We start from the raw sequence: 20,891 nt of genomic DNA, 5'->3' as shown, positions 1-20,891 counted from the left end.
TCCAAGATGGACAGACGCAAATTCATCAAGAATTCCGCCATCGGAGCGTTCGGCGCCGCCGGTGCCACCACGCTGGCGGCTCCGGCCATCGCCCAGTCGCTGCCAAAGGTTCAGTGGCGCTGCACCTCGTCCTTCCCGAAGTCGCTCGACACGATCTACGGCGGCGCCGAGGATCTGGCCAATTACGTGCGCGAGGCGACGGACGGTAATTTCGACATCCAGGTCTTTGCCGCCGGCGAGATCGTGCCGGGCCTGCAGGCTGCCGACGCGGTGATCGACGGCACCGTCCAGATGTGCCACACCGCCTCCTACTACTATGTCGGCAAGGACCCGACCTATGCGCTCGGCGCCACGGTCCCGTTCACGCTGAACGCCCGCGGCCTCAATGCCTGGCTTTATTACGGCGGTGGCGTCGACCTTCTGAACGAATATTTCAACGGCCAGGGTCTGCAATACATGCCGGGCGGCAATACCGGCACCCAAATGGGCGGCTGGTTCCGCAAGGAGATCAAGACCGTCGATGACCTGAAGGGCCTGAAGATGCGCATCGCGGGCCTTGCCGGCCGCGCGATGGAGAAGCTCGGCGTCGTGCCGCAGCAGATCGCCGGCGGCGACATCTATCCCTCGCTCGAAAAGGGCGTGATCGACGCGGCCGAGTGGATCGGCCCCTATGACGACGAGAAGCTCGGCTTCTACAAGGTCGCCCCCTACTACTACTATCCCGGCTGGTGGGAGGGGAGCCTGGCGCTCTGCTTCTTCAACAACAAGAACGAGTTCGACAAGCTGCCGAAGGCTTATCAGAGCCTTCTCCAGACCGCCGCGCGGGCGGCCAATGTCGAGATGCTCGCCGAATACGACTACAAGAACCCGCAGGCGATCAAGCGCCTCGCCAGCGAGGGCGCGCAGCTGCGCCCGTTCAGCCAGGAGATCCTGGAGGCGAGCTTCAACGCCACCCAGGAGGTCTACGAGGAGATCAACGGCCAGAACGCCTCGTTCAAGAAGATCTACGACTCCATGGTCGGCTTCCGGAACGACACCTATCTCTGGCAGCAGGTCGCCGAATACACCTTCGACACCTTCATGATGATCAAGCAGCGCGAGGGTGCGCTGAAGCCCTGAGGGCTCTGCCTCCTCGCAGCATCCGGCATTTCGGCTCCAAGGCCCGGCACGCATTCCCGCGTGCCGGGCCTTTTCCTTGCCGAGAGCTTAACGCGGCGCGGCCTGGTTAACTTCTCGTTAACCATGACGGGGAACAATCACCGCAGATCCGAAGACCGGAACCGATCGCCTTTCTCCCAAGGGCGCGGGGCCGGTCCCGGCGGTGCGGCAATGCCGCCACCGCCGCGGGCGATCGCCAGAGTCCCATCCCGCGGGCACGTCCTGCCCGCGCCAATGAGAGCCCCTTCATGCTTCCTGTCGTTTCCATCGGCTCGCTCAAGACGTCGGGTACCTCGACCTTGGCCCTGACTCTTGCCAGCGTTGCCGCCGCCGCCGAAATCCCCGTCATTCTCATCGATGCCGCCCGCGACGGCGATCTCTCCGCCTGGGCGAAACTCGCCGGCAGCCCGAAGCGCATCTGCGTCGAGCGCACGCGCGACGAAGGCGAGATCGAGCGGCTGGTCCGCGGCGCCCGCCGGCGCGGCGACTTCGCCGTGATCGACGCCGGCGACATGGGCTCGACGATTCAGGCCGCCGCCCGCCAGGCCGACCGTGCGCTGATCCCCGTCCGCTTCTCGCCCCTGTCCGCCCGATATGCGGTCGAGACCGACAACATGCTGACGGAAGATGCCGGCTATGGCCGGCGCGGACGCGACTGGTGCTTCGTCGCCACCGCCGTGACGACGATCCCGAGCCGCATCGCCCGCAATGTCGAGACGATCATCGAGACGAGCCACGCCCGTCGCCTGCCGATCGGTCTGGTCCAGCGCGCGGCCTACGAGGCGCCCTTCCTCTATGGCGGGACGATCTTCACGCTGCCGGACGAGATCGCGCCGGGCCTCGACCGGGCACGGGCGGAGGCGGCGAGCCTTGCCTATGAGATCGGCATTCTCGGCCATCATCGCCGGGAGGAGAGGCCTGCGGTCCAGGACGAGGCGCTTTCGGTCGCAGCCTGAGCCGGCCCTCAATCCCCATATTACCATCGACATGCGAAAGGTCGTACGGCCCAATGGCAGCGCGGCCTTTCATGCGTCTCGACCATCCGATGATTTATGGCTGGCTCGGGGTGAGGATCAGGATCGACAGGTCCGATGTCGGCGTGAAGTCGGTCTTCGTCACCTCGAACTTCGTCGGAGAGACCTTTCTAACGCCGTCGGCGCAGAAGCTGACGAGGTTCTTCGGATCGCCCTTGTCGACGGTCAGCTTGAACGAGCCGATCGGCTTCGCCCAATTGGCGCCCGTCGTCAGCACGTAGTCGATCCAGCGCTCCTGATAGGCGATCCCGCTCTCGCCGACGGCCCTGGTCCGGCGCTTGACCGTCCGGACGATGTCGTCGTCGATGCAGTAGCGCTTGCGCTGCGCCGCGAGATCCTCGGACGAAGCGTAGGAGGAGCCGATGAGGGTCGAGACGAAGCTTCCGACCGAGGGCTTGTAGCTGTGGCTGATGCGGACCTTGCGCCCGGGCGGGAAGGTCTGCTGCCAGTGATAGGTGATCCGAAAGGCCCAGGAGGGCGACAGATGGGTCTCCCATCCGCGGCCGGCGTCGAAGCTGTTCGTCGCGGCGATCCCGGCCTTCTCGATCCGCTCCCATTCGCTCTTCGGCAGTGCATCGAGAATTCGCGAGGTTTCTTCCGTCGGCGGCGCGAAGGCGAGGCCGAGTTTCTCCAACTCGGCCGTTACGTTCTCGCCGTTCGCGAAGGCCGCGCGATCGACCGTCATGCCGATCGGCTGACCGTCGACCATGGTCTCGAAGGCGAAGGGATTGTCGGGTTCCTCGCTCGGAATGTCGACGTTGAAGTCGAACGGGTCGAGCCGGATCTCGGGCAGCGGGAAGGCGACGGTGGTCGTTACCGGTTCGTCGCTGGTGTTGACGAAGACGTAGTCGACGGCGATGCGCTCGAGCGAGATCGACAGGTCTTCCGAGCGCATCTCGATGGCGTCGGTCTTGGTGAAGACCAGGCCACCGGCCGCCAGATTGGCGGTGGAATCATTGGCCCGGGCCGCCGACGCAAGGCCGGTCGCAAGAGCAAGGGCAAGCAACGGGCGAATCATGGCGGAACACCTTCGGGAAACGTTCCGCGATCCTAGCCGGTGGTCACCATGAGCGGAAGCCGCCGCCCCGTCAGTTGAACGAGGGCGGCTGCGACAGATCCACGGCCGGCGGCGAGGCCTGCCCGGAAGGGGCGGGCGCCGGCGTCTGCGCCGGCCCGGCTTCCGCAGGCGCGGCTGGTGCCTGCGTCCCCGTCCCGGTCCCGCCATTGCTGCCGCCAAGGGCGGAGTTGAAGTCGAGCGGCGGCAGGCCGATCGCCGGCTGCGACGAGGACGATCCGCCCGTGCCAGTGGCCGGCGCCGCAGGAGTTGCCGGAGCCGGGGCCGGCGATGGGGCCGAGGGCGCGGCGACGCCCGGAGGCTGGCCGGGCAGGCCCAGCGGCGGCAGGCCGAGCGGATTGTTCTGCGGCGTGCTTCCTCCGGTGCCGGTTCCCGACGCGCCGCCCAGCGGCGGCAGGCCGAAGCTGCCGCCTTCGCCGCCGAGGCCCGGCAGCTGCAGCTGGATGTTCTCGGTGTCGACCGCCGGCCCGGTCGTCTTGTAGCGCATCACCATCTGCGGGAAGAGGATGGTCAGCGCCACCATGACGATCTGGATGCAGACGAAGGGCACCGCGCCCCAGTAGATCTGGCCGGTGGTCACCGGCTCCATCCGCTGGCCGGTGATGCGGTCGAGATAGGGCACGCGCGCCGCCACCGAGCGCAGGTAGAACAGCGCGAAGCCGAAGGGCGGATGCATGAAGCTCGTCTGCATGTTGATGCCGAGCAGGACGCCGAACCAGATGAGGTCGATGCCGAGCTTGTCGGCGGCCGGCGCGAGCAGCGGCACGATGATGAAGGCGAGCTCGAAGAAGTCGAGGAAGAACGCCAGGAAGAAGACGAGAAGGTTGACGACGATCAGGAAGCCGGTCTCGCCGCCGGGCACCGAGGTGAGCAGCTCCTCGACCCAGATGTGGCCGTTGACCCCGTAGAAGGTCAGGGAGAACACCCGCGCGCCGATCAGGATGAACAGGACGAAGGCCGACAGCTTGGTCGTCGACTCCATCGCCTGGACCATCAGGCCGACGTTCAGCTTGCGCTTGCCGAAGGCGAGGATGAGCGCGCCCACCGCGCCCATCGCGCCGCCTTCCGTCGGGGTCGCGACGCCGAGGAAGATCGTGCCGAGGACGAGGAAGATCAGCGCCAGCGGCGGGATCATGACGATGATCACCTGCTGGCTGAGATAGGACAGGAGCTTGAGCTTGAAGACCTTGTTGAGGACTGCGGCGAGGTAGACCGCGAGGACGCCGACGCAGGCGCCCCAGATGACCGCGCCCTGCTGGACCTTGTCCTCCAGATAGACGCTTGCCGCCCAGCTGATCGCGACGGCGAGGACGACGGCGACGATCAGCGAGGTAACCCCGCGCCCGAGCGTGCGGGCTTCGATCGGCAGCGCCGGGGCGGATTTGGCCCGGAACATCGTCATGCCGACGATGTAGAGGACGTAGAGCCCGGTCAGCACCAGCGCCGGAACGAGCGCGCCCGAATACATGTCGCCGACCGAGCGGCCGAGCTGGTCGGCGAGAACGATCAGGACGAGCGAAGGCGGCACGATCTGCGCCAGCGTGCCGGAGGCGACGATGACACCCGAGGCGAGCCGCCGGTCGTAGCCGTAGCGCAGCATGATCGGCAGCGAGATCAGGCCCATGGCGATGACGGACGCGGCGACGACGCCGGTGGTCGCGGCGAGCAGCGCGCCGACGAAGATCACCGCATAGGCGAGGCCGCCGCGCAGCGGGCCGAAGAGCTGCCCGACGGTCTCGAGGAGATCCTCGGCCATGCCGGAGCGTTCGAGGATCAGGCCCATGAAGGTGAAGAACGGGATCGCGAGCAGCGTATCGTTCGACATGACGCCGCCGAAGAAGCGGTCGGGCAGGGCCCCAAGGAGCGGCCAGAAGAGGTTGATGTCGTTCGAATAGGGTGCGAGCTCCACGCCGACGACGAAATAGCCGAGGCCGATCGCGGCGAGCGAGAATGCGACCGGATAGCCGAGCAGAAGCACGATCACGAGCGAACCAAACATGATCGGCGCAAGATTGTGCGCGATGAACTCGATCATCTGGCGGCTCCTGCATCGCGCGCCGGGGTGCGCGTATGGTCGGGCGCGTCCGCACCGCCCTCCGGTTCGTTGGGTTCGAGGGTGGAAAGCTCGGCGGCCTCGGCGTGGGAAGTCGCCATGGGCGTCTTGTCCTCCATGCCGAAGAAGAGGACGCCGGTGCGCTTGATCAGCTCCGAGATCGCCTGGGCGAGAAGCAGAAGGAAGCCTGCGAGAAGCAGCGCCTTGGCCGGCCAGACGATCAGGCCGCCGGCGTTCGGCGAATATTCCTGCCGTGAGACGGACTGGATGACGTAGGGGACGAGCAGCCAGGTCATCAGCCCGCAGAACGGCAGCAGGAAGAAGATGTGGCCGAGGAAGTCGATCCAGTCGCGCGTCCGCTTCGACAGGGCGTTCGAGACGATGTCGACGCGGATGTGTTCGTTGCGCTGCAGCGTCCAGGCGGCGGCGAGCATGAAGATCGCGCCGAAGAGATACCACTGGAGTTCGAGCCAGGCGTTCGACGACATGTCGAAGATCTTGCGGATGACCGCGTTGCCGGCGCTGACCAGGACGACCACCAGCACCAGCCAGGCGACGCCGCGGCCGATGAAGGTCGTCACACGGTCGATCCCGCGTGCGAATGACATGAGAGCCGTCATGCGGCGTAGCCTCCCTCGTACTGCCCGAGGATGATGCGGCATCTCGGCAGGGTCAGGACCGCCGGCACCGTCTGTTTCGTCTTTTGCCGATCGTGACGGTCCGGCTCCGGCAGGCCGGTCGTGCCTCGAACGGCATGACGCGCCGATGCCCGAGGGCCCACGCAAAAAGGCGTCTGTCCGATAAGGGGTATTTCCCGCCGGTGCAAGCGGGCCCGTCGCGCAGATGCCTGCCGCAACCGGCCATCCTCGCGACCGATCGCCGCGCCAATGGTGGTCTTCTTGCGCCTCGTCAGCGGGCGCCCGGCCCGGGCGGCGAGGGCGGACCGTCACGGAGACGGCGCGCCTTCAGCGACGAAACGCTTTGACCTTCCGCGAACAAGGTTCCAAAACAGGGGCTTGGGAGGAGGTGCCGGCGGCAGCGCCCGTCGTGCACCGCTGCGCAGTCCCCGAGGAGGAGTTGCGATGGCTTTGCGGACCGTCTCGCTTGGTGACAAATACGATATCGGCGTTCCCGACGTCTTTCTTTCGGGCGCGCAGGCGATCGTCCGGCTGACCTTGATGCAGGCGGCGCGGGACCGGCAGGCGGGGCTTGCCACCGCCGGCTACGTTACCGGCTATCGGGGCTCGCCGCTCGGCGGGCTCGACCAGCAGTTCCAGCGCTCCGAAGCGGCTCTGCGCGTCGCGAACGTCGTCTTCGAGCCCGGCCTCAACGAGGACCTTGCGGCGACCGCCCTCTGGGGCGCGCAGCAGGCCGAGATCCGCGGCGAGGGCCGTTATGACGGCGTCTTCGGCATCTGGTACGGCAAGGGCCCCGGCGTCGACCGGTCGGGGGACGCCTTCCGCCATGCCAATCTCGCGGGCACCTCGCGCCATGGCGGCGTCCTGGCGCTGCTCGGAGACGACCACACCTGCGAATCCTCGACCTCGGCGCATCAGTCGGAATTCGCCGCGATCGACGCGATGATGCCGATCTTCCATCCCGCCGGGGTCCAGGAGATCCTCGACTACGGCCTTGCCGCCTTCGCCCTGTCGCGCTTTGCGGGGCTGTGGACGACGATGAAATGCGTCAAGGACACGATCGAATCGACGGCGACCGTGGCGGCGGCGCCTGACCGGCTGTCGGTCACGCTCCCGGACATCGCCACCCCGCCCGGCGGGCGCAACATCCGCCGCGCCGCCCATCCGCTCGAACAGGAGGCGATGCTCCACGACTTCCGCCTGCCGGCCGCGCTCTCTTTCATCGCGGCCAACGGGCTCAACCGCATCGTCCATTCCGGCGGGCGCAAGGCGCGCATCGGTGTTCTGTCGCTCGGCAAGTCCTGGCTCGACGTCGAGCAGGCGCTGGCGAGCCTCGGGATCGACGAGGTTGCGGCAGCGGATCTTGGGTTGAGGCTCGGCAAAGTCGGCGTGCCCTGGCCGCTCGAGCCGGACTTCGTGCGACGATTTGCGGCCGGCCTCGAGACGATCCTCGTCGTCGAGGAGAAGCGCGGCGTCGTCGAGCCGCAGCTGAAGGAGATTCTTTATCGCACCGCCGGTGCGCCGGCCGTCATCGGCAAGCTGGACGAGGCCGGACGGACGCTGTTTGCGCCGAAGGCCGCCCTCGACGCCAACGACATCGCGGTTGCGATCGGCAATCGGCTGGCGGAGCGGACCGGGAGCGAAGCGCTCACCAAGCGCGTCGGCGATCTCACCGCTCTTCAGGGGCGCTTGCACGAGATGCCGGAGATCGCGGCGCGCACCCCCTATTTCTGCGCCGGCTGTCCGCACAATTCCTCGACCCGCGTGCCGGACGGCGCGAGGGCATACGCAGGGATCGGCTGCCACTACATGGTCCAATGGATGGACCGGGCGACCGAGGGCTACACCCAGATGGGTGCGGAAGGCGCCAACTGGATCGGCGAGCGGCATTTTTCCAAGCGCGGCCACGTCTTCCAGAATCTCGGCGACGGCACCTACAACCATTCCGGCGCCCTGGCGCTGCGGGCGGCGGCCGCTTCGGGCGCCAACGTCACCTACAAGATCCTCTTCAACGACGCCGTCGCGATGACCGGCGGCCAGGGGCACGAAGGCGGCCTCACCGTTCCCATGATTGCCGCGCAGGTGGCGGCCGAGGGCGCGAAGCGGATCGCCATCGTCTCCGACGAGCCGGACAAGCATCGCGGCGCCCCCGGCCTGCCGTCCGGTGTGACGCTGCATCACCGCTCCCAGCTCGACACCGTACAGCGGAGCCTTGCCGAAACGGAGGGGCTCACCGTCCTCGTCTACGACCAGACCTGCGCGGCCGAGAAGCGCCGCCGCCGCAAGCGCGGCAAGTTTCCCGATCCGGACCGCCGGGTGGTGATCAACGAGCGGGTCTGCGAGGGCTGCGGCGATTGCGGCGTCCAGTCGAACTGCGTCGCGGTGATCGCGGTGGAGACCGAATTCGGCCGCAAGCGCCAGATCGACCAGTCCGCCTGCAACAAGGACTTCTCCTGCCTCGAAGGATTCTGCCCCTCCTTCGTCACCGTCCATGGCGCGAAGTCGAAGAAGGCGGAGACGCGGCGAAAGGAGGCGCCGAGGGTCCCGGAGCCGATGGTGGCGGAACTCGACGGCTCGACCGGCATCGTCATCACGGGGGTTGGCGGCACCGGCGTCGTCACCATCGGCGCGATCATCGGCATGGCGGCACATCTCGACGGCAAGGGCGCCGGCGTCATCGACATGGCCGGCCTCGCCCAGAAGGGCGGGCCGGTGACGAGCCATGTGCGGATCGCGCCGAGCCCGCGCGACGTCAAGGCGATCCGTGTCGCGGCCGGCGAGGCGCGGCTGGTCATCGGCTGCGATCTCGTCACCGCCGCCTCGGCCAAGGTCCGCTCGGGTATCCGGACCGGCGAGACCGCCGTCGTCCTCAACACGCACGAGACCCTGTCCGGTGAATTCACGCGCAATGTCGACTTCTCCTTCCCGACGCGCCGGCTGGTCGCCGCGGTCCGGGAGGCCGCCGGGGCTGGCAATGTGGTCCTTGCCGATGCCAATGCCGCGGCACTCGCGCTGTTTGGCGATGCGATCTTCGCTAATATGCTGATGCTGGGCCTTGCCTGGCAGAGCGGTGCGCTGCCGATCGGCCGCGACGCGATCCACCGGGCGATCGCGCTCAATGGCGTCGACGTGGAGGCCAACCGCTCCGCCTTCGAATGGGGCCGGGCGCTGGCGCACGATCCGCAGGCCGTTCCGACAGCCGCGGAGCCCGACACGGCGCTGGCGCACCGGCGCCTGTCGGAGACGCTCGACGAGGCGATCGCGCGTCGCGTCGAGGATCTCTCGGCCTATCAGGACGCGGCCTACGCCGAACGCTATCGCGAGACGGTGGCGGCGATCCGTGCGGCCGAGCAGCGCGTCGCGCCGGGGCGGGACGCGCTTGCGGGCGCTGCGGCACGCCAGCTCTACCGGCTGATGGCGGTCAAGGACGAATACGAGGTGGGGCGCCTCTTCACCGATGGCGGCTTTGCCGCGCAGCTGAGCGACGCGTTCTCCGGCTACGAGCGGCTGAGCTTTCACCTCGCGCCGCCGTCGCTGGGCGAGGACGGGCCCGGCGGGCGGGCGAGGAAGCGGGAGTTCGGGCCGTGGATGATGCGCGGCTTCCGGCTGCTCGCCCGGGCAAGGCGCCTGCGCGGGACCCGTCTCGACCCGTTCCGCTTCTCGGCCGAACGGCGCGCCGAGCGGGACGAGCGCGCGGCCTATGAAAGGACGCTCCGCATGATCCTCGCGGAGCTTTCGCCGGAGAATTACGAAGCCGCCGTCGAGCTTGCGAAATGGCCGGAGACGCTGAAGGGCTTCGGCCCCGTGCGCCGACGCTTCGCGGAAGAGGCAGAGGCACGCCGGGAGTCCGCCGAGGCGGCCTTCGCGGGCGCGGACAAGGTGATGGAAGCGGCCGAATAGATAGATCAGGCCGCCCCCGCCATATGGCGAGAGCGGCCTGATGGATGGCTGTCGTCGCCGGACCAGAGGCCCGGCGGTGATCGTCAGAAGTCGGCCTCGGAGCCGGGCACCAAGACGCCGCTGCGGGCCCCTTCGTCCGCCGCGGCGGGCGTCTGGTAGGTCGCGGCGGCTTCGCGGGCCGTCACTTGCGGCATGCGATAGATCCGGCTCGGCTGGGTCCTGGTGGAGTCCGTCGGCCGGGTCAATACGCTCTCGCTCCGCGCCGCGTCGGGAACGGAATAGAAGGTTGCGCCGGAGCCCGGAATGAGGGCGTCCGCCATGGCACCTACGGGGATGCCCAGAAGTGCCACGGCCGCTACGGCCGACATCGTCCGCATCTTGCTCATCACTGTCCCTTTCTCGGAAAGACGGAGCCGCCCGTTCGGCCGGACAGGCCGTTGCCGAGCGGCTCGCTAGTGGTCTATCCTTGGGACGTGATTAGCTGTAGTCCGGCTTTTGGGACGTCTTGTCCCGGAAATGAAACACGAAATGCATGATTTCAACGATTTCCGATATTTCGAGGCCGTGGTCCGCAATGGCGGGTTCAATGCCGCCGCGCGCGACATCGGCGTGGGAAAGTCGACGCTGTCCCGCCGGGTCCTGGCGCTCGAGGAGGATCTCGGCGTCCGTCTGATCGAGCGCACGACGCACAGCTTCAACGTCACGGCGATCGGCCGGCAATTTTACGAGCGCTGCCGGTCGGCGGTGACCGAGATGCAGGCGGCCGAACAGATGGCGACGTCGATGAGTTCGCAGCCGCGTGGTCTGGTGACGGTTGCGACCCTGCCCGGGGGCTGCGCGGCGACGCTCGGCGCGGGTCTGCCCGAGTTTCTCGCGACCTATCCCGAGGTGCGGGTGCGGCTGCTGGTCGGCATGCGCCGCTTCGATCTCGCCGAGGAGCATGTCGATCTCGCGATCCGCGCCGGCCGGCTCGACCAGCCCGGCGACACCGATCTGGTGATCAAGAAGATCGCCGACGTCTCGCGGGGACTCGTGGCGAGCCCTGGCTATGTTGCGCAGGCCGGATGCCCACTGTCACCTGAGGAGCTTTCCCGCTTTGCCACGATCGGCCGCGATGGCGTCGATGGCGAGACTTGGCGGCTGCTGACCAAGGACGGCCGCGCGGCCGCCGTGCGGCTGACCCCGCGCATCCTGTCCCATTCGCTGTCCGTGCATGCCCAGGCGGCCAAGAGCGGCGGCGGCATCGCGCTTCTGCCGGAGGTGTTCACCGCCGGGATGATACGGTCGGGCGAGCTGGTGAGCGTGCTGCCCGAGTGGCGCGGCGAGGAAGAGGTGCTGCACATCGCATTCACCTCGCGGCGCGGCATGCTGCCGGCCGTCCGCGTGTTCATCGACTTCGCCCATGACAGGCTGAAGCGTCTCGTCCTCGGCAAGTGCGACAGCCTCGGCGACTTCGTCGACGCCGCCTGAGAACTGGACCCTCCGACGGCGGCGGACCGGTGCGACACAAGGGGACGGACGGGCTGGAAAGGTGGGCGCGATCGTCGTGGTCTTGCCGGCCAATGCGAAACGCACACTTCCTCCCGATGACCCAGATCGACAAGGACCGGGCGGACCGCATCGCTCATGAGCTGCATCGTGTGGACGGGGCGCGGCCTGGAGTCGGCGAGCCGGATCGCAAGCACGCGAAGATGGCGGCCGACCCGTTCCATTTCTTCCGCGGATCGGCGCAGCTCTTCTATGCGGATCTGAAGGAGGGGACGCTGAGCCTGCCGGGTCCGCTTGTCGAGACGGTCACCCCGACTGCCGTCATCGGTGACTGTCACATGGCGAATTTCGGCTTCATGACCGAGAAGGGCTCGCACGGCTCGACTATCATCTTCGCGCCGGACGACTTCGACGACGCCTGCATCGGCACTGCCGGCTGGGATCTCCTGCGCTTTCTCGTCTCGATCTTCCTCGCCGTCGACCTCTCGCGCGGCGTCGTCGAGGGGCGCTACGCGACCGAGGAGGTCGACGACCTGTCCGGACTGAAGGCGCCGAGCGAAGCCGAGACGCTCGAGGCGGCGCACGCCTTTCTGAAGCGCTATCGCAAGACCTCCAGAAAGATCAGTCGGGATCCGGGCAAGCGGCGCGAGGTCCTGAGTTCGTTTCCGAGGCACCATGTGCTTTGTCCGACGATGAAGAAGGCGCGCAAGCGGGCGATTGGCGGCAAGAAGTTCGAAACCAAGAGCAAGCTCGGAAAGGCGGTCGAGGCGACCAGCGAGGGCCTCCGGTTCCGGAACCGGCCGGGCCGCTACAAGCGGTTGGACGCGGCCATGGCCGCCCAGATCCGCTCGGTGTTCCGGCCTTACGTCGACGACGAGATCCTCGACATCGTCGAGCGTCTGGGCGCGGGCACCGGCTCGGTGAATGTCGATCGCTACTACCTCCTGGTCGGGCCGAAGGGAGCCTCGACGGTGGCCGAACTGCCGATGTGCCATCTCGTCGAGGTCAAGCAGCAGCGCACCGCCGCGCCGCTCGCCCACTTCCCCGACATCGATCCGCGCAACACGCTGGAGCCGGCGCATCTGACGGTCGCCGTGCAGCAGCTCGTCCAGCGCGAGCCGGACCTGCTCCTTGATGAGGTGACCTGGCAGGGCGTGCAGTGGCTGGTGCGCTCGCGCCACCACGCCAAGGTCAGCCTCGAACCGGAGGAAGTCTGTCTTGCCAGGAAGCACAGCGGCAGACGGCTGCGCCAGTATGTCGAAGCCTGTGGCGAGGCGCTCGCCCTGACGCATGCGCGCGCCGATACCCGCTCGACACGGTTCGAAGTGGCGGTCGCTGCCGCCGTCGGCCAGTCGGCAGAGGCGCTGATCGAGACGGCCGAAGCCTATGCCGGCCGCACGCTCGCCGACTGGGGCCTGCTCAACCATCTCCATCAGGCGGAATGAGGCGCTCCGCCGGGATGTCGGCGGTTGCGCGAGGGACCAGACCTGGCGGCGTGCGGGGCGGCGGCATTGTCCGACCTGTCTGACTGGCTTTAAGAACGCCGCATGGCCAGGGATGATTCACCCCCGAAACCGATCGACGCCGGCTGGCTGATGCGCTCCGCGGCGCATTACCTCGAGCGCTATGCGAGTTCGACCGAGAACCTTCGCCGCGTGCTCGAGCGCAAGGTCATGCGGCGGGCAGCGGCCCGCGGCGAGTCGCCGGAGGGGCACGAGCCGCTGATCGCTGCGACGGTGGACCGCTTTGTCGAGCTCGGCCTGCTCGACGACCGCAGCTTCGCCGAAGCCCGCATGGCGAGCCTGAGGCGACGCGGGACGTCGCGCGTGATGACCGCGGCCAAGTTGCGCGAGAAGGGCGTCAACGCCGAGACGGTTGCGGCCGTCCTGTCGGGGGATGAAACCGACGAGGCGGCCGCTGCGCGCGCCTATGCCCGGCGCCGGCGGCTCGGACCATGGCGCCTGCGCGAGCGCTCCGAGCGGCGCGAACGCGACATCGCAGCGATGATCCGCGCCGGATATGCCTATGGGCTGGCCGCGACCGTGATCGACGGGCAGACCGACGAGGCGGCGGAGGCGGGCGAGGGGCTCTGACGCATCGGCATCGTTCTGAAAGCCCTCACCGAAACCGTCCCGCCGTTCACGATCGGCGCACGCTTCGTTTCCCCGCTCACCTCGCACCTGCGGGAACATGTTGGCGTCCCATGTGTTTTTCCTCCGAACACAACAGACAAGCGCAATCTGCCATACCCCCTTGGAACCCGATCGCGGGTCAGGGCGCGAAATGGCGTTGCCGAATGGAAGGACGACACCATGCCGAGCATCAAGGAAGCCAAGATCGCTATCCTCGCCACAGACGGTTTCGAGCAGGCGGAACTGACCGAACCTCTGGCCAAGCTGAAGGAAGCCGGCGCCGAGGTCCATGTGATCTCCACCAAGGCCGGCTCGATTAAGGGCTGGGACAAGGATCACTGGGACAAGGACATCCCGGTGGACAAGCAGCTTTCCGAGGTCCGCGTCACCGACTATGACGCCCTGGTCCTGCCGGGCGGCCAGATCAACCCGGACAAGCTGCGCGCCGACCCGAAGGTCGTCAGCTTCGTGCGCGAGTTCTTCAACTCCAAGAAGCCGCTCGCGGCCATCTGCCACGCCCCCTGGCTGCTGATCGAGGCAGATGTGGTGCGCGGCCGCGACATCACCTCCTTCGCCTCGATCAAGACCGATGTGAAGAACGCCGGCGGCAACTGGGTCGACAAGGAAGTCGTGGTGCACCAGGCGCTGATCACCTCGCGCAATCCGGGCGACATCCCGGCCTTCGTCGCCAAGATCATCGAGGAGGTCGAGGAAGGTCGCCACGAGGATCGCAAGGTCGCCTGAGCCGATTCATGCTTTCGACCTGACTGAGCAAGAGGGGCTGGCGCCATCGGTGCCGGTCCCTTTTCTTATGCCCGAAGCGATCGGATTGCGTGGCGGAAAGCCTCGGGATCAGCCCGCCTGTTCTTGGAACCGCCCGAAATCGCCGAGGAGGCCGGGGAGCGCCTCGCGATAGGTCGGGTGGCGGAAGACGTAGCCCGCGGCCTTCAGCTTGGCGTTCGAGACGCGCTTGTTCTCGCCGTAGAAGGAGCGCGCCATCGGCGAAAGTTCGGCCTCGTCGAACGGCACCTCCGGCGGCGGCTCGATTCCGGCCAGCGCCGCGGCATGCGCGACGACGTCCTGCGGCGGCGCCGGTTCGTCGTCGGTGACGTTGAAGACGCCGCCGAGCCGCCTTTCGGCCAGGAGTTCCAGAGCGCCGGCGATATCGTCCACATGGATGCGGTTGAACACTTGGCCGGGCTTGACGAGGCGCTTGGCCGTGCCCTTGGCGAGGTTGACGAAACCATTGCGCCCGGGGCCGTAAATGCCGGAAAGGCGCAGGATCGCGAGCGGCACCCCCCGCGTCTTCGCCAGCGCACGCCACGCCGCCTCGGCCTCGACCCGAGCCTTGGAGCGCTTTGAGACCGGCCGCAGCTCGCTTTCCTCGTCCACCCAGCCGCCCTCATGGTCGCCATAGACGCCGACGGTCGACAGATAGCCGATCCATTCGAGCTTCGGCGACCCATGTCCGATCTCGTCGGCATACCAGCGCAGCACCGGGTCGCCGGGCGCGGCATTCGCTCCGCCGACGGCGGCGCCCTTCGGAGCGCGATGGCCGGGCGGCACCGAGACCAGGAGATGCGTCGCCCGGTAGAGCGTCGAGGCGATGCCGTCGCAGGGATGCTCCCCGTCGAAGACGAAGGGCTTCAGCCCATGGGCGGCGAGCGAGGCCGCCTTGTCTCGGGACCGGACGGTTGTGCCGACGATGTCGGAGGGCTTCAGCCTGGCGGCGAAATGGCCCGCCGAATAGCCATGGCCGAAGATGAAGACCTGCGGCGCCGTCATGCGCCGAAACGCGGCATGCGCCAGGCCGGCCGGACCAGCTCGTCCACTTCCAGCCGGCCGATCCTGAGGCGTCCGATCTCGGCTTCGCCGATCCGAGCCCGGCCGACCGACAGCCGGCCGATCGCGAAGGCGCCGACCGCCACCGCTCCGATCGCGAAGGCACCGAGGGCAAGAGCGCCGACGGCTCCGGCGCCGAGCGCCGCCGATCCCACCGCGACATCCGGCCGGAATGCGCCGGAATGCGCCTGCAACTGGCGCAGCGCGCGGCGCGCCTTGGCCTCGACGGTCTCAGCCGGCGGCTCGGTCATCGCCGCTCCAGGCTCGCTCATCACGCCGGCCCGCGGGCCGGCCGGTTCAGTCTTCGTTCGTCTCCAGGCCATGCCATTCGCTCCTGACCATCGGTTCCGCCTCACTATCAAGTGCGGCGGGGCGCCGCTGCAAGGCATCAGCCGGGTCGAGACGGGAAAGCGCCCACACGGCCATGGCCCGGACCAGCGGTGCCGGGTCGCCGAGAAGCCGGAGGACTTGCGGCACGAAACCCTCATTTGAGGAGTTTCCCGCGGCGATCAGGCAGTTGGAGACGAATTTGTCGCGGCCGATCCGCTTGATCGGCGAGCCGGCAAAGAGCGTCCGAAAGGCCGGATCGTCGAGGGCGAGGAGATCGGCGAGACGCGGCGCCCTGAGGTCGTCGCGGGCAATCAGCTTCGCCTCCTGCGCCCGGCTCGCGAACTTGTTCCAGGGGCAGACGGCGAGGCAATCGTCGCAGCCATAGATGCGGTTGCCCATCGCCGCGCGGAATTCCTGCGGGATCACCGCCTTCGTCTCGATGGTGAGGTAGGAGATGCATCGCCGCGCATCGAGCTGGTAGGGCCGCGGGAAGGCGTCTGTCGGGCAGACGTCCTGACAGGCCCGGCAGGAGCCGCAGAGGTCGCGGCCCGGCGCGTCCGGGGCGAGTTCGAGCGTGGTGAAGATCGAGCCGAGGAACAGCCAGGAGCCGTGGTCGCGGGAAACGAGATTGGTGTGCTTGCCCTGCCAGCCGAGGCCCGCCATCGCGCCCAGCGGCTTTTCCATCACCGGGGCGGTGTCGACGAAGACCTTGGCGTCGTGTTCGCCGAGACCGGCCTGCCGGGCCCTTGCGATCATCCGGCCGGCGAGTTCCTTCAGCCGCCCCTTGACGACATCGTGGTAGTCGCGGTGGCGGGCATAGACCGAGATTGCGCCACGGTCCGACCGGCCAAGGATTTCCAACGGCTCCTCGTCCGGTCCGTAATTCATGCCGAGGACCACGATCGAGCGGACGTCCGGCCACAGCGCCTTGGCGGAACGGCGGCGGTCGGCCGTCTCCGGAAGCCAGTCCATCGTGCCGTGGCGGCCATGCGCGACGAACGCGTCGAGCCGCTCTGCGGAGGCGACGTCGCCCTCGCCGGGCGCGATGCCGCAGGCCGAAAAGCCGAGGCGGTGGGCGTCGGATACCAGGAAGTTCTTCAAGCCGTTGGCCGTGGCAGGCGTCATGGGACGGATATGGCGCGAGGAGCCTGAGGCCCGCAAGGTCTCGCCGTCGCGCGATCTCGCGCAATCCTTACCCCGCCTGAGTCGACTAAGAGCGGAAGTGGCTCGCTTCCAAGCATCGGCGGACTTCGTGGCCTGGCACGCTCCCCAAGCGGGCGGTGGTGGCGCCCTTACGGATTGCGCTCTGTCCACTCCGCAAAGTCCCGCCGCAGCGGCGCCATGTCCTCGGGTCCGGGAAACTGCGGAAACCGCTTCGGCGCGCCGGTCTCGGCGAAGGCGAGCTTCTCGTCGGTCCACGTCTCGATGAAGGGTGCGATGTCGCTCGTATCGTCCAGCATCGTGGCGCGAAGATTGATGAAGCCCGGGACGCGCTGCGGCTTCGAGAAGATCCATGTCAGGCAGGACGGGCAGAAGAAATGTCGAACGGTGTCGCCCTTCAGCCCGCCGAGCACGGGCTCGCCGGCGGTGACCGTCAGTCCGTCCTCGGGCAGCATCAGGGTGAGGGAGTACGAACTCGCCGACATCTTCTGGCAGCCCCGACAGTGGCAGGCGGCCGTCAGGATTGCGGGCTTCGTCATCGTCAGACGCACGGCGCCGCAGCGGCAGCTTCCCTCACGTGGCAGATTCCAGTCCTTGGTCATCGCATTCCCCCTCCTGTCATGGCAAAGCTCCCCTCAGGTCCGTGGAGCCTTAGCGAAGCTGGCGCTCGTGCCTCGCCGCCTCGTCTTCGCTGGTAACGGGGACATGGTGTGGGCCGGCGCGGGAGAAAGGCGCGGGCCCCCTCAGGCGATCAGAAATCAAGTTCGGCGTATTGCGCCGAGGGCGGCAGGCCGCGCACGCGCTCGGTCAGGAGCGGGCGGAAGGAGGGCCGCGACTTCAGCCGCATGTACCAGTCCTTGACCGCGGGCTCGGCGTCCCAGGCGACCTCGCCGATATAGTCGAGCGCCGACAGGGCGCCGGCAGCGGCGATGTCGGCATAGGAGAGGCGGGCGCCGGCAAGCCAGTCGCGGCTTTCCGCCAGCCAGCCGAGATAGCGCAGGTGGTGCTTGAGATTGGCGCGGGCGGCGCGGATCGCCGAGGCGTCGGGCGGACCGCCGCCTTCGGTCGGCTTCATCTCCAGCTTGAACACGCGCTCGCGGATGAGATAGCGCGTGACCTCGCTGTCGAGCTTGTGCAGGAACCATTCGGTCAGCCGGCGCGCCTCGGCGCGCTCGATCGGCTTTTCCGACATCAGCCGCTTGTCGCGCTGGAAGGCGCCGCGGGTCTCGTCGAGATATTCTCCGATGATGATGCCGCCGACGATGGCCGGCCCGTTGTCCTCGATCATCACCGGCAGGGTCGCGGCCGGATTGAGGGCGAGGAAGTCGCGGCGGCGCTCCCAGGGCCGCTCCTCCACCAGTTCGCAGCGCTCGCCATACTCGCCGAGGACGATCCGGACGAAGCGGGAGGCGGCGGACATCGGATGGTGGTGGAGTTTCAGCATCAATCGGGGTTGGGCTCTCGGGCCTTCTCAGAGCGGCCCTTCATATGATTCGGCAGTCCCCATGGCTCGCTTTTAGAGCATCGGGGCACTGCCACGCGTGTCGATCGTCGCAGAATTTCGTCAACGAAGTGCGAAGAGCCGTTCTGCGTTTGAGGGCGGGCACATAGCAATTCCCTGGTGTGTGGCAAGTGGCTTGCTTCGCGGCGCAAAATCCCCCAGGGAAGCGCCCCGGCGGCACGGCTCAGGTCCGCACCAGCCTTGAAGGGCTAGAAGGTGCGGTCATTCAAAGAAGAGATCGACGATGGATATCGGGGCATATGTCAACGCCGTGATCCTCGGTATCGTCGAGGGGCTGACCGAGTTCATCCCGGTTTCCTCGACCGGACACATCCTGCTCCTCGGCCATTTCCTCGGCTTCCGCTCGACCGGCCACGTCTTCGAGATCGTCATCCAGCTGGGCGCGATCCTGGCCATCCTGATCGTCTATTTCCAGCGGCTCTGGCATCTCTTCATCACCCTGCCGACAAGCGCGACGAGCCGCCACTTCGCCGCCGCGCTGTTGATCGCCTTCCTTCCGGCCGTGGTGATCGGCGTCCTCGCCCACGACTTCATCAAGCGGGTCCTGTTCGAATCGCCGATGGTGATCTGCATCGCGCTTGTCGTCGGCGGCATCCTTCTCCTGATCATCGACAAGCTGCCGCGCAAGATCCGCTACAACGACATCATGAAATATCCGCTGTCGCTGAGCCTCAAGATCGGCATCTTCCAGTGCCTGGCGATGATCCCGGGCACGTCGCGGTCGGGCGCGACGATCGCCGGCGCGCTCCTGATGGGCACCGACAAGCGCTCGGCGGCGGAATTCTCCTTCTTCCTGGCGATCCCGACCATGATCGGCGCCACCGCCTACGATTTGTTCAAGAACCGCGCGCTTCTCTCGATGGACGATCTCGGCCTGATCGCCGTCGGCTTCGTCATGGCCTTCGTCGCTGCCCTGTTCGTGGTGCGCACGCTGCTCGACTTTGTCTCCCGGCACGGTTTTGCGCCCTTCGCCTGGTGGCGCATCGGGGTCGGAACGCTAGGGATCATCCTGCTCGTGACGATCGCGCCGGCCGAGCCGCCGCTCGCCGCCCCCGCGGCCAGCGCCGCCGCGCAGCAGGCGGAACCCGCCCCTCCCGGCGATCCTGAACTCGCCGGCAAGGAAGCCCGGGTAAAGCCGTAGGCCGCCAAGCCTTTACTCGCCGCATCGCCGGCCGCGCTCCGTCGAGGGCGTTCGAGCGCCCGACGACGCTTCCGATGGAGGGCAAAGGCGGTCTGCCGTCGGCAGGCGCGCGAACGCGGTCACGCGGCGCGCCACGGCCGCGTTTCGCGGATGCCCACGTCTGCCGCAGGATCGACACCGTTTCTCCCGTCCGGCCGAACCTCCGGACGCGAAGCTTAATTCTCAGACGACGTCCTTCTGCTGCTCGGGATCGAGCCCGCCGCCCTGGGGCTGCGGCAGGGTGAACTGCCCCTGCGGCCGGAAGCGGATGAGATAGGTCGGCAGGATCGCCTCCAGCGAGCGCGGCGTGCGGCCGAAGGCTTCGAGCGTGCGGCCCTCCGCCTTGGCGGCGTCGGAGACGATGTTGTCGTGCTGGAGCTGGCGGACCTGGTCCTCGGTGAGCGGCGCGAAGGGCAGGAAGCGCATCGCGCGCGCCATGGTCGATGCCGTCCCGAAGCCGATCGAGACGAAGCGGCGCTTGCGGCCGATCACCCGCAGCATCTCCTCCATCATCTCCCGGAAGGTCAAGACTTCCGGGCCGCCGAGTTCGTAGATCCGGCCGCGCGGCACGGTGCCGTCGACCGTATCCGCGATCGCCTCGGCGACGTCGCCGACGAAGACCGGCTGGAACTTCGTCGTACCGCCGCCGATCAGCGGCAGGACCGGCGCAAAGCGCGCCATCTGGGCGAAGCGGTTGAAGAACTGGTCCTCCGCGCCGAAGACGATCGACGGGCGGATGACGGTGGCGTCGGGCAGCGTCTCGAACACCGCCTTCTCGCCCGCCGCCTTCGTCCTGGCATAGGCCGAATCGGAATTCTCGTCCGCGCCGATCGCCGAAATCTGGGTCATTGGCGCGCCGACGCCGCGGGCGGCCTCCGCCACGGCCCGCGCGCCGAAGGACTGCAGCGCGTCGAAGGTCTGGCGGCCGCTCTCGGCGAGAATGCCGACGAGATTGACGACATGATCGGCATTCTCCACCGCCCGGTCGACCGACCAGCGGTGCCTGAGATTGGCCTGGATCGGCAGGATCTGGCCGAGATTGCCGTTGGTCTGGAGATGATAGGCGAGGTCCGGCCGGCGGCAGGCGACGCGGATGCGATGCCCCCTTTTGGCGAGCGCCCGCGTCACGTAGCGGCCGAGAAAGCCCGATCCGCCGAAGACCACCACCGTCTTGTTCGTGTCGACCGTCATCTGCCCTCGCCCTCTATCTCTGCCTTTGCCTCAGCCGTCACCGGCAGGCGCGCCGCCGGACTTTCCGGCTGCACCTGCTCCGGGGCCGGCTCCACCGCCTGTGTCTGGCGTGCTCATAACCCGTTCGCGGAGCAAGGTGAAGGCGGCAGAAGCGCCTGCAACCCGGTTGGGGCATTTCCGGCGCGGG

General features: G+C 67.7%; 18 protein-coding genes. 8 read left to right on the top strand and 10 right to left on the bottom strand.

The window, feature by feature from the left end:
* Positions 1-6 precede the first annotated feature (6 nt).
* Together LH400_RS21735 and LH400_RS21730 are read left to right on the top strand one after the other, a co-directional pair.
* Positions 7-1,119 carry a TRAP transporter substrate-binding protein gene (locus LH400_RS21735; RefSeq protein ID WP_229155533.1) on the top strand — a complete coding sequence of 371 codons (1,113 nt, stop codon included), beginning with the start codon at positions 7-9 and terminating at the stop codon, positions 1,117-1,119.
* A 287-nt stretch (positions 1,120-1,406) separates the two neighbouring features.
* On the top strand, positions 1,407-2,114 hold the full coding sequence (locus tag LH400_RS21730) for a chromosome partitioning protein ParA (protein WP_229155531.1): 708 nt from the start codon (positions 1,407-1,409) through the stop codon (positions 2,112-2,114).
* Positions 2,115-2,208: 94 nt separating this feature from the next.
* Here LH400_RS21730 and LH400_RS21725 read toward each other — a convergent pair whose 3' ends face one another.
* The 3 genes from LH400_RS21725 to LH400_RS21715 all read right to left on the bottom strand — a co-directional run bounded on the left by LH400_RS21725 (position 2,209) and on the right by LH400_RS21715 (position 5,940).
* Complete coding sequence (locus tag LH400_RS21725; protein ID WP_229155530.1) at positions 2,209-3,210, bottom strand: DUF4424 domain-containing protein; 1,002 nt, start codon at positions 3,208-3,210, stop codon at positions 2,209-2,211.
* 70 nt (positions 3,211-3,280) lie between these two features.
* The gene (locus LH400_RS21720) at positions 3,281-5,302 is read right to left on the bottom strand and encodes a TRAP transporter large permease (RefSeq protein WP_229155528.1); all 2,022 of its coding nucleotides are present in this window, start codon (positions 5,300-5,302) and stop codon (positions 3,281-3,283) included.
* A complete protein-coding gene (locus LH400_RS21715; protein ID WP_229155527.1) occupies positions 5,299-5,940 on the bottom strand; it encodes a TRAP transporter small permease subunit in 642 nt (213 codons plus the stop codon). The genes LH400_RS21720 and LH400_RS21715 overlap by 4 nt, the downstream gene beginning before the upstream one ends.
* Positions 5,941-6,402: 462 nt before the next feature.
* Here LH400_RS21715 and LH400_RS21710 point away from each other — a divergent pair, with 462 nt between their 5' ends.
* Entirely contained in the window at positions 6,403-9,858 is a 3,456-nt protein-coding gene (locus LH400_RS21710) for an indolepyruvate ferredoxin oxidoreductase family protein (RefSeq protein ID WP_229155526.1), read from the top strand.
* An 83-nt stretch (positions 9,859-9,941) separates the two neighbouring features.
* Here LH400_RS21710 and LH400_RS21705 read toward each other — a convergent pair whose 3' ends face one another.
* Positions 9,942-10,244 (bottom strand): hypothetical protein, encoded by a 303-nt coding sequence (locus tag LH400_RS21705; RefSeq protein WP_229155525.1) that lies wholly within the window; start codon positions 10,242-10,244, stop codon positions 9,942-9,944.
* 142 nt (positions 10,245-10,386) lie between these two features.
* Between LH400_RS21705 and LH400_RS21700 the strand changes: the two genes are divergently transcribed.
* The 4 genes from LH400_RS21700 (at position 10,387) to LH400_RS21685 (ending at position 14,222) form a co-directional block, all read left to right on the top strand.
* Positions 10,387-11,328 (top strand): LysR substrate-binding domain-containing protein, encoded by a 942-nt coding sequence (locus LH400_RS21700; protein WP_229155524.1) that lies wholly within the window; start codon positions 10,387-10,389, stop codon positions 11,326-11,328.
* A gap of 116 nt (positions 11,329-11,444) precedes the next feature.
* On the top strand, positions 11,445-12,791 hold the full coding sequence (locus LH400_RS21695) for a DUF2252 family protein (RefSeq protein WP_229155523.1): 1,347 nt from the start codon (positions 11,445-11,447) through the stop codon (positions 12,789-12,791).
* Positions 12,792-12,893: 102 nt separating this feature from the next.
* A complete protein-coding gene (locus LH400_RS21690) occupies positions 12,894-13,439 on the top strand; it encodes a regulatory protein RecX (RefSeq protein ID WP_229155522.1) in 546 nt (181 codons plus the stop codon).
* 219 nt (positions 13,440-13,658) lie between these two features.
* Complete coding sequence (locus LH400_RS21685; RefSeq protein ID WP_229155521.1) at positions 13,659-14,222, top strand: type 1 glutamine amidotransferase domain-containing protein; 564 nt, start codon at positions 13,659-13,661, stop codon at positions 14,220-14,222.
* Positions 14,223-14,330: 108 nt separating this feature from the next.
* On the opposite strand, the gene LH400_RS21680 is transcribed toward LH400_RS21685, so the two are convergent.
* The 5 genes from LH400_RS21680 to LH400_RS21660 all read right to left on the bottom strand — a co-directional run bounded on the left by LH400_RS21680 (position 14,331) and on the right by LH400_RS21660 (position 18,255).
* Positions 14,331-15,263, bottom strand: coding sequence for an SDR family NAD(P)-dependent oxidoreductase (locus tag LH400_RS21680; protein WP_229155518.1), 933 nt, complete (start codon positions 15,261-15,263; stop codon positions 14,331-14,333).
* Positions 15,260-15,592 (bottom strand): hypothetical protein, encoded by a 333-nt coding sequence (locus LH400_RS21675; protein WP_229155516.1) that lies wholly within the window; start codon positions 15,590-15,592, stop codon positions 15,260-15,262. Before LH400_RS21675 ends, LH400_RS21680 begins: the two co-directional genes overlap by 4 nt.
* A 25-nt stretch (positions 15,593-15,617) precedes the next feature.
* On the bottom strand, positions 15,618-16,775 hold the full coding sequence (queG, locus tag LH400_RS21670; protein WP_229155514.1) for a tRNA epoxyqueuosine(34) reductase QueG: 1,158 nt from the start codon (positions 16,773-16,775) through the stop codon (positions 15,618-15,620).
* Between the two features lie 167 nt (positions 16,776-16,942).
* A complete protein-coding gene (locus LH400_RS21665; protein WP_229155513.1) occupies positions 16,943-17,413 on the bottom strand; it encodes a GFA family protein in 471 nt (156 codons plus the stop codon).
* Positions 17,414-17,562: 149 nt separating this feature from the next.
* On the bottom strand, positions 17,563-18,255 hold the full coding sequence (locus tag LH400_RS21660) for a glutathione S-transferase family protein (RefSeq protein WP_229155579.1): 693 nt from the start codon (positions 18,253-18,255) through the stop codon (positions 17,563-17,565).
* Between the two features lie 301 nt (positions 18,256-18,556).
* Between LH400_RS21660 and LH400_RS21655 the strand changes: the two genes are divergently transcribed.
* The gene (locus LH400_RS21655; RefSeq protein WP_229155511.1) at positions 18,557-19,474 is read left to right on the top strand and encodes an undecaprenyl-diphosphate phosphatase; all 918 of its coding nucleotides are present in this window, start codon (positions 18,557-18,559) and stop codon (positions 19,472-19,474) included.
* Positions 19,475-19,696: 222 nt separating this feature from the next.
* Here the strand turns inward: LH400_RS21655 and LH400_RS21650 are convergent, their stop codons facing one another.
* Positions 19,697-20,704 (bottom strand): complex I NDUFA9 subunit family protein, encoded by a 1,008-nt coding sequence (locus LH400_RS21650; RefSeq protein WP_229155509.1) that lies wholly within the window; start codon positions 20,702-20,704, stop codon positions 19,697-19,699.
* Between the last annotated feature and the right edge of the window lie 187 nt (positions 20,705-20,891).

Source organism: Jiella soli (assembly GCF_020615385.1).
Lineage (GTDB): Bacteria > Pseudomonadota > Alphaproteobacteria > Rhizobiales > Rhizobiaceae > VKMB-3413.
The sequence above is the reverse complement of the archived record's forward strand: the minus strand, read 5'-3'. Positions and strand labels throughout refer to the sequence as shown.

Excerpts from the sequence above, each read along its gene's own strand:
- LH400_RS21735 (WP_229155533.1), top strand. The coding sequence starts at position 7 with ATGGACAGACGCAAATTCATCAAGAATTCCGCCATCGGAGCGTTCGGC.
- LH400_RS21730 (WP_229155531.1), top strand. The coding sequence starts at position 1,407 with ATGCTTCCTGTCGTTTCCATCGGCTCGCTCAAGACGTCGGGTACCTCG.
- LH400_RS21725 (WP_229155530.1), bottom strand. The coding sequence starts at position 3,210 with ATGATTCGCCCGTTGCTTGCCCTTGCTCTTGCGACCGGCCTTGCGTCG.
- LH400_RS21720 (WP_229155528.1), bottom strand. The coding sequence starts at position 5,302 with ATGATCGAGTTCATCGCGCACAATCTTGCGCCGATCATGTTTGGTTCG.
- LH400_RS21715 (WP_229155527.1), bottom strand. The coding sequence starts at position 5,940 with ATGACGGCTCTCATGTCATTCGCACGCGGGATCGACCGTGTGACGACC.
- LH400_RS21710 (WP_229155526.1), top strand. The coding sequence starts at position 6,403 with ATGGCTTTGCGGACCGTCTCGCTTGGTGACAAATACGATATCGGCGTT.
- LH400_RS21705 (WP_229155525.1), bottom strand. The coding sequence starts at position 10,244 with ATGAGCAAGATGCGGACGATGTCGGCCGTAGCGGCCGTGGCACTTCTG.
- LH400_RS21700 (WP_229155524.1), top strand. The coding sequence starts at position 10,387 with ATGCATGATTTCAACGATTTCCGATATTTCGAGGCCGTGGTCCGCAAT.
- LH400_RS21695 (WP_229155523.1), top strand. The coding sequence starts at position 11,445 with ATGACCCAGATCGACAAGGACCGGGCGGACCGCATCGCTCATGAGCTG.
- LH400_RS21690 (WP_229155522.1), top strand. The coding sequence starts at position 12,894 with ATGGCCAGGGATGATTCACCCCCGAAACCGATCGACGCCGGCTGGCTG.
- LH400_RS21685 (WP_229155521.1), top strand. The coding sequence starts at position 13,659 with ATGCCGAGCATCAAGGAAGCCAAGATCGCTATCCTCGCCACAGACGGT.
- LH400_RS21680 (WP_229155518.1), bottom strand. The coding sequence starts at position 15,263 with ATGACGGCGCCGCAGGTCTTCATCTTCGGCCATGGCTATTCGGCGGGC.
- LH400_RS21675 (WP_229155516.1), bottom strand. The coding sequence starts at position 15,592 with ATGAGCGAGCCTGGAGCGGCGATGACCGAGCCGCCGGCTGAGACCGTC.
- queG (WP_229155514.1), bottom strand. The coding sequence starts at position 16,775 with ATGACGCCTGCCACGGCCAACGGCTTGAAGAACTTCCTGGTATCCGAC.
- LH400_RS21665 (WP_229155513.1), bottom strand. The coding sequence starts at position 17,413 with ATGACCAAGGACTGGAATCTGCCACGTGAGGGAAGCTGCCGCTGCGGC.
- LH400_RS21660 (WP_229155579.1), bottom strand. The coding sequence starts at position 18,255 with ATGCTGAAACTCCACCACCATCCGATGTCCGCCGCCTCCCGCTTCGTC.
- LH400_RS21655 (WP_229155511.1), top strand. The coding sequence starts at position 18,557 with ATGGATATCGGGGCATATGTCAACGCCGTGATCCTCGGTATCGTCGAG.
- LH400_RS21650 (WP_229155509.1), bottom strand. The coding sequence starts at position 20,704 with ATGACGGTCGACACGAACAAGACGGTGGTGGTCTTCGGCGGATCGGGC.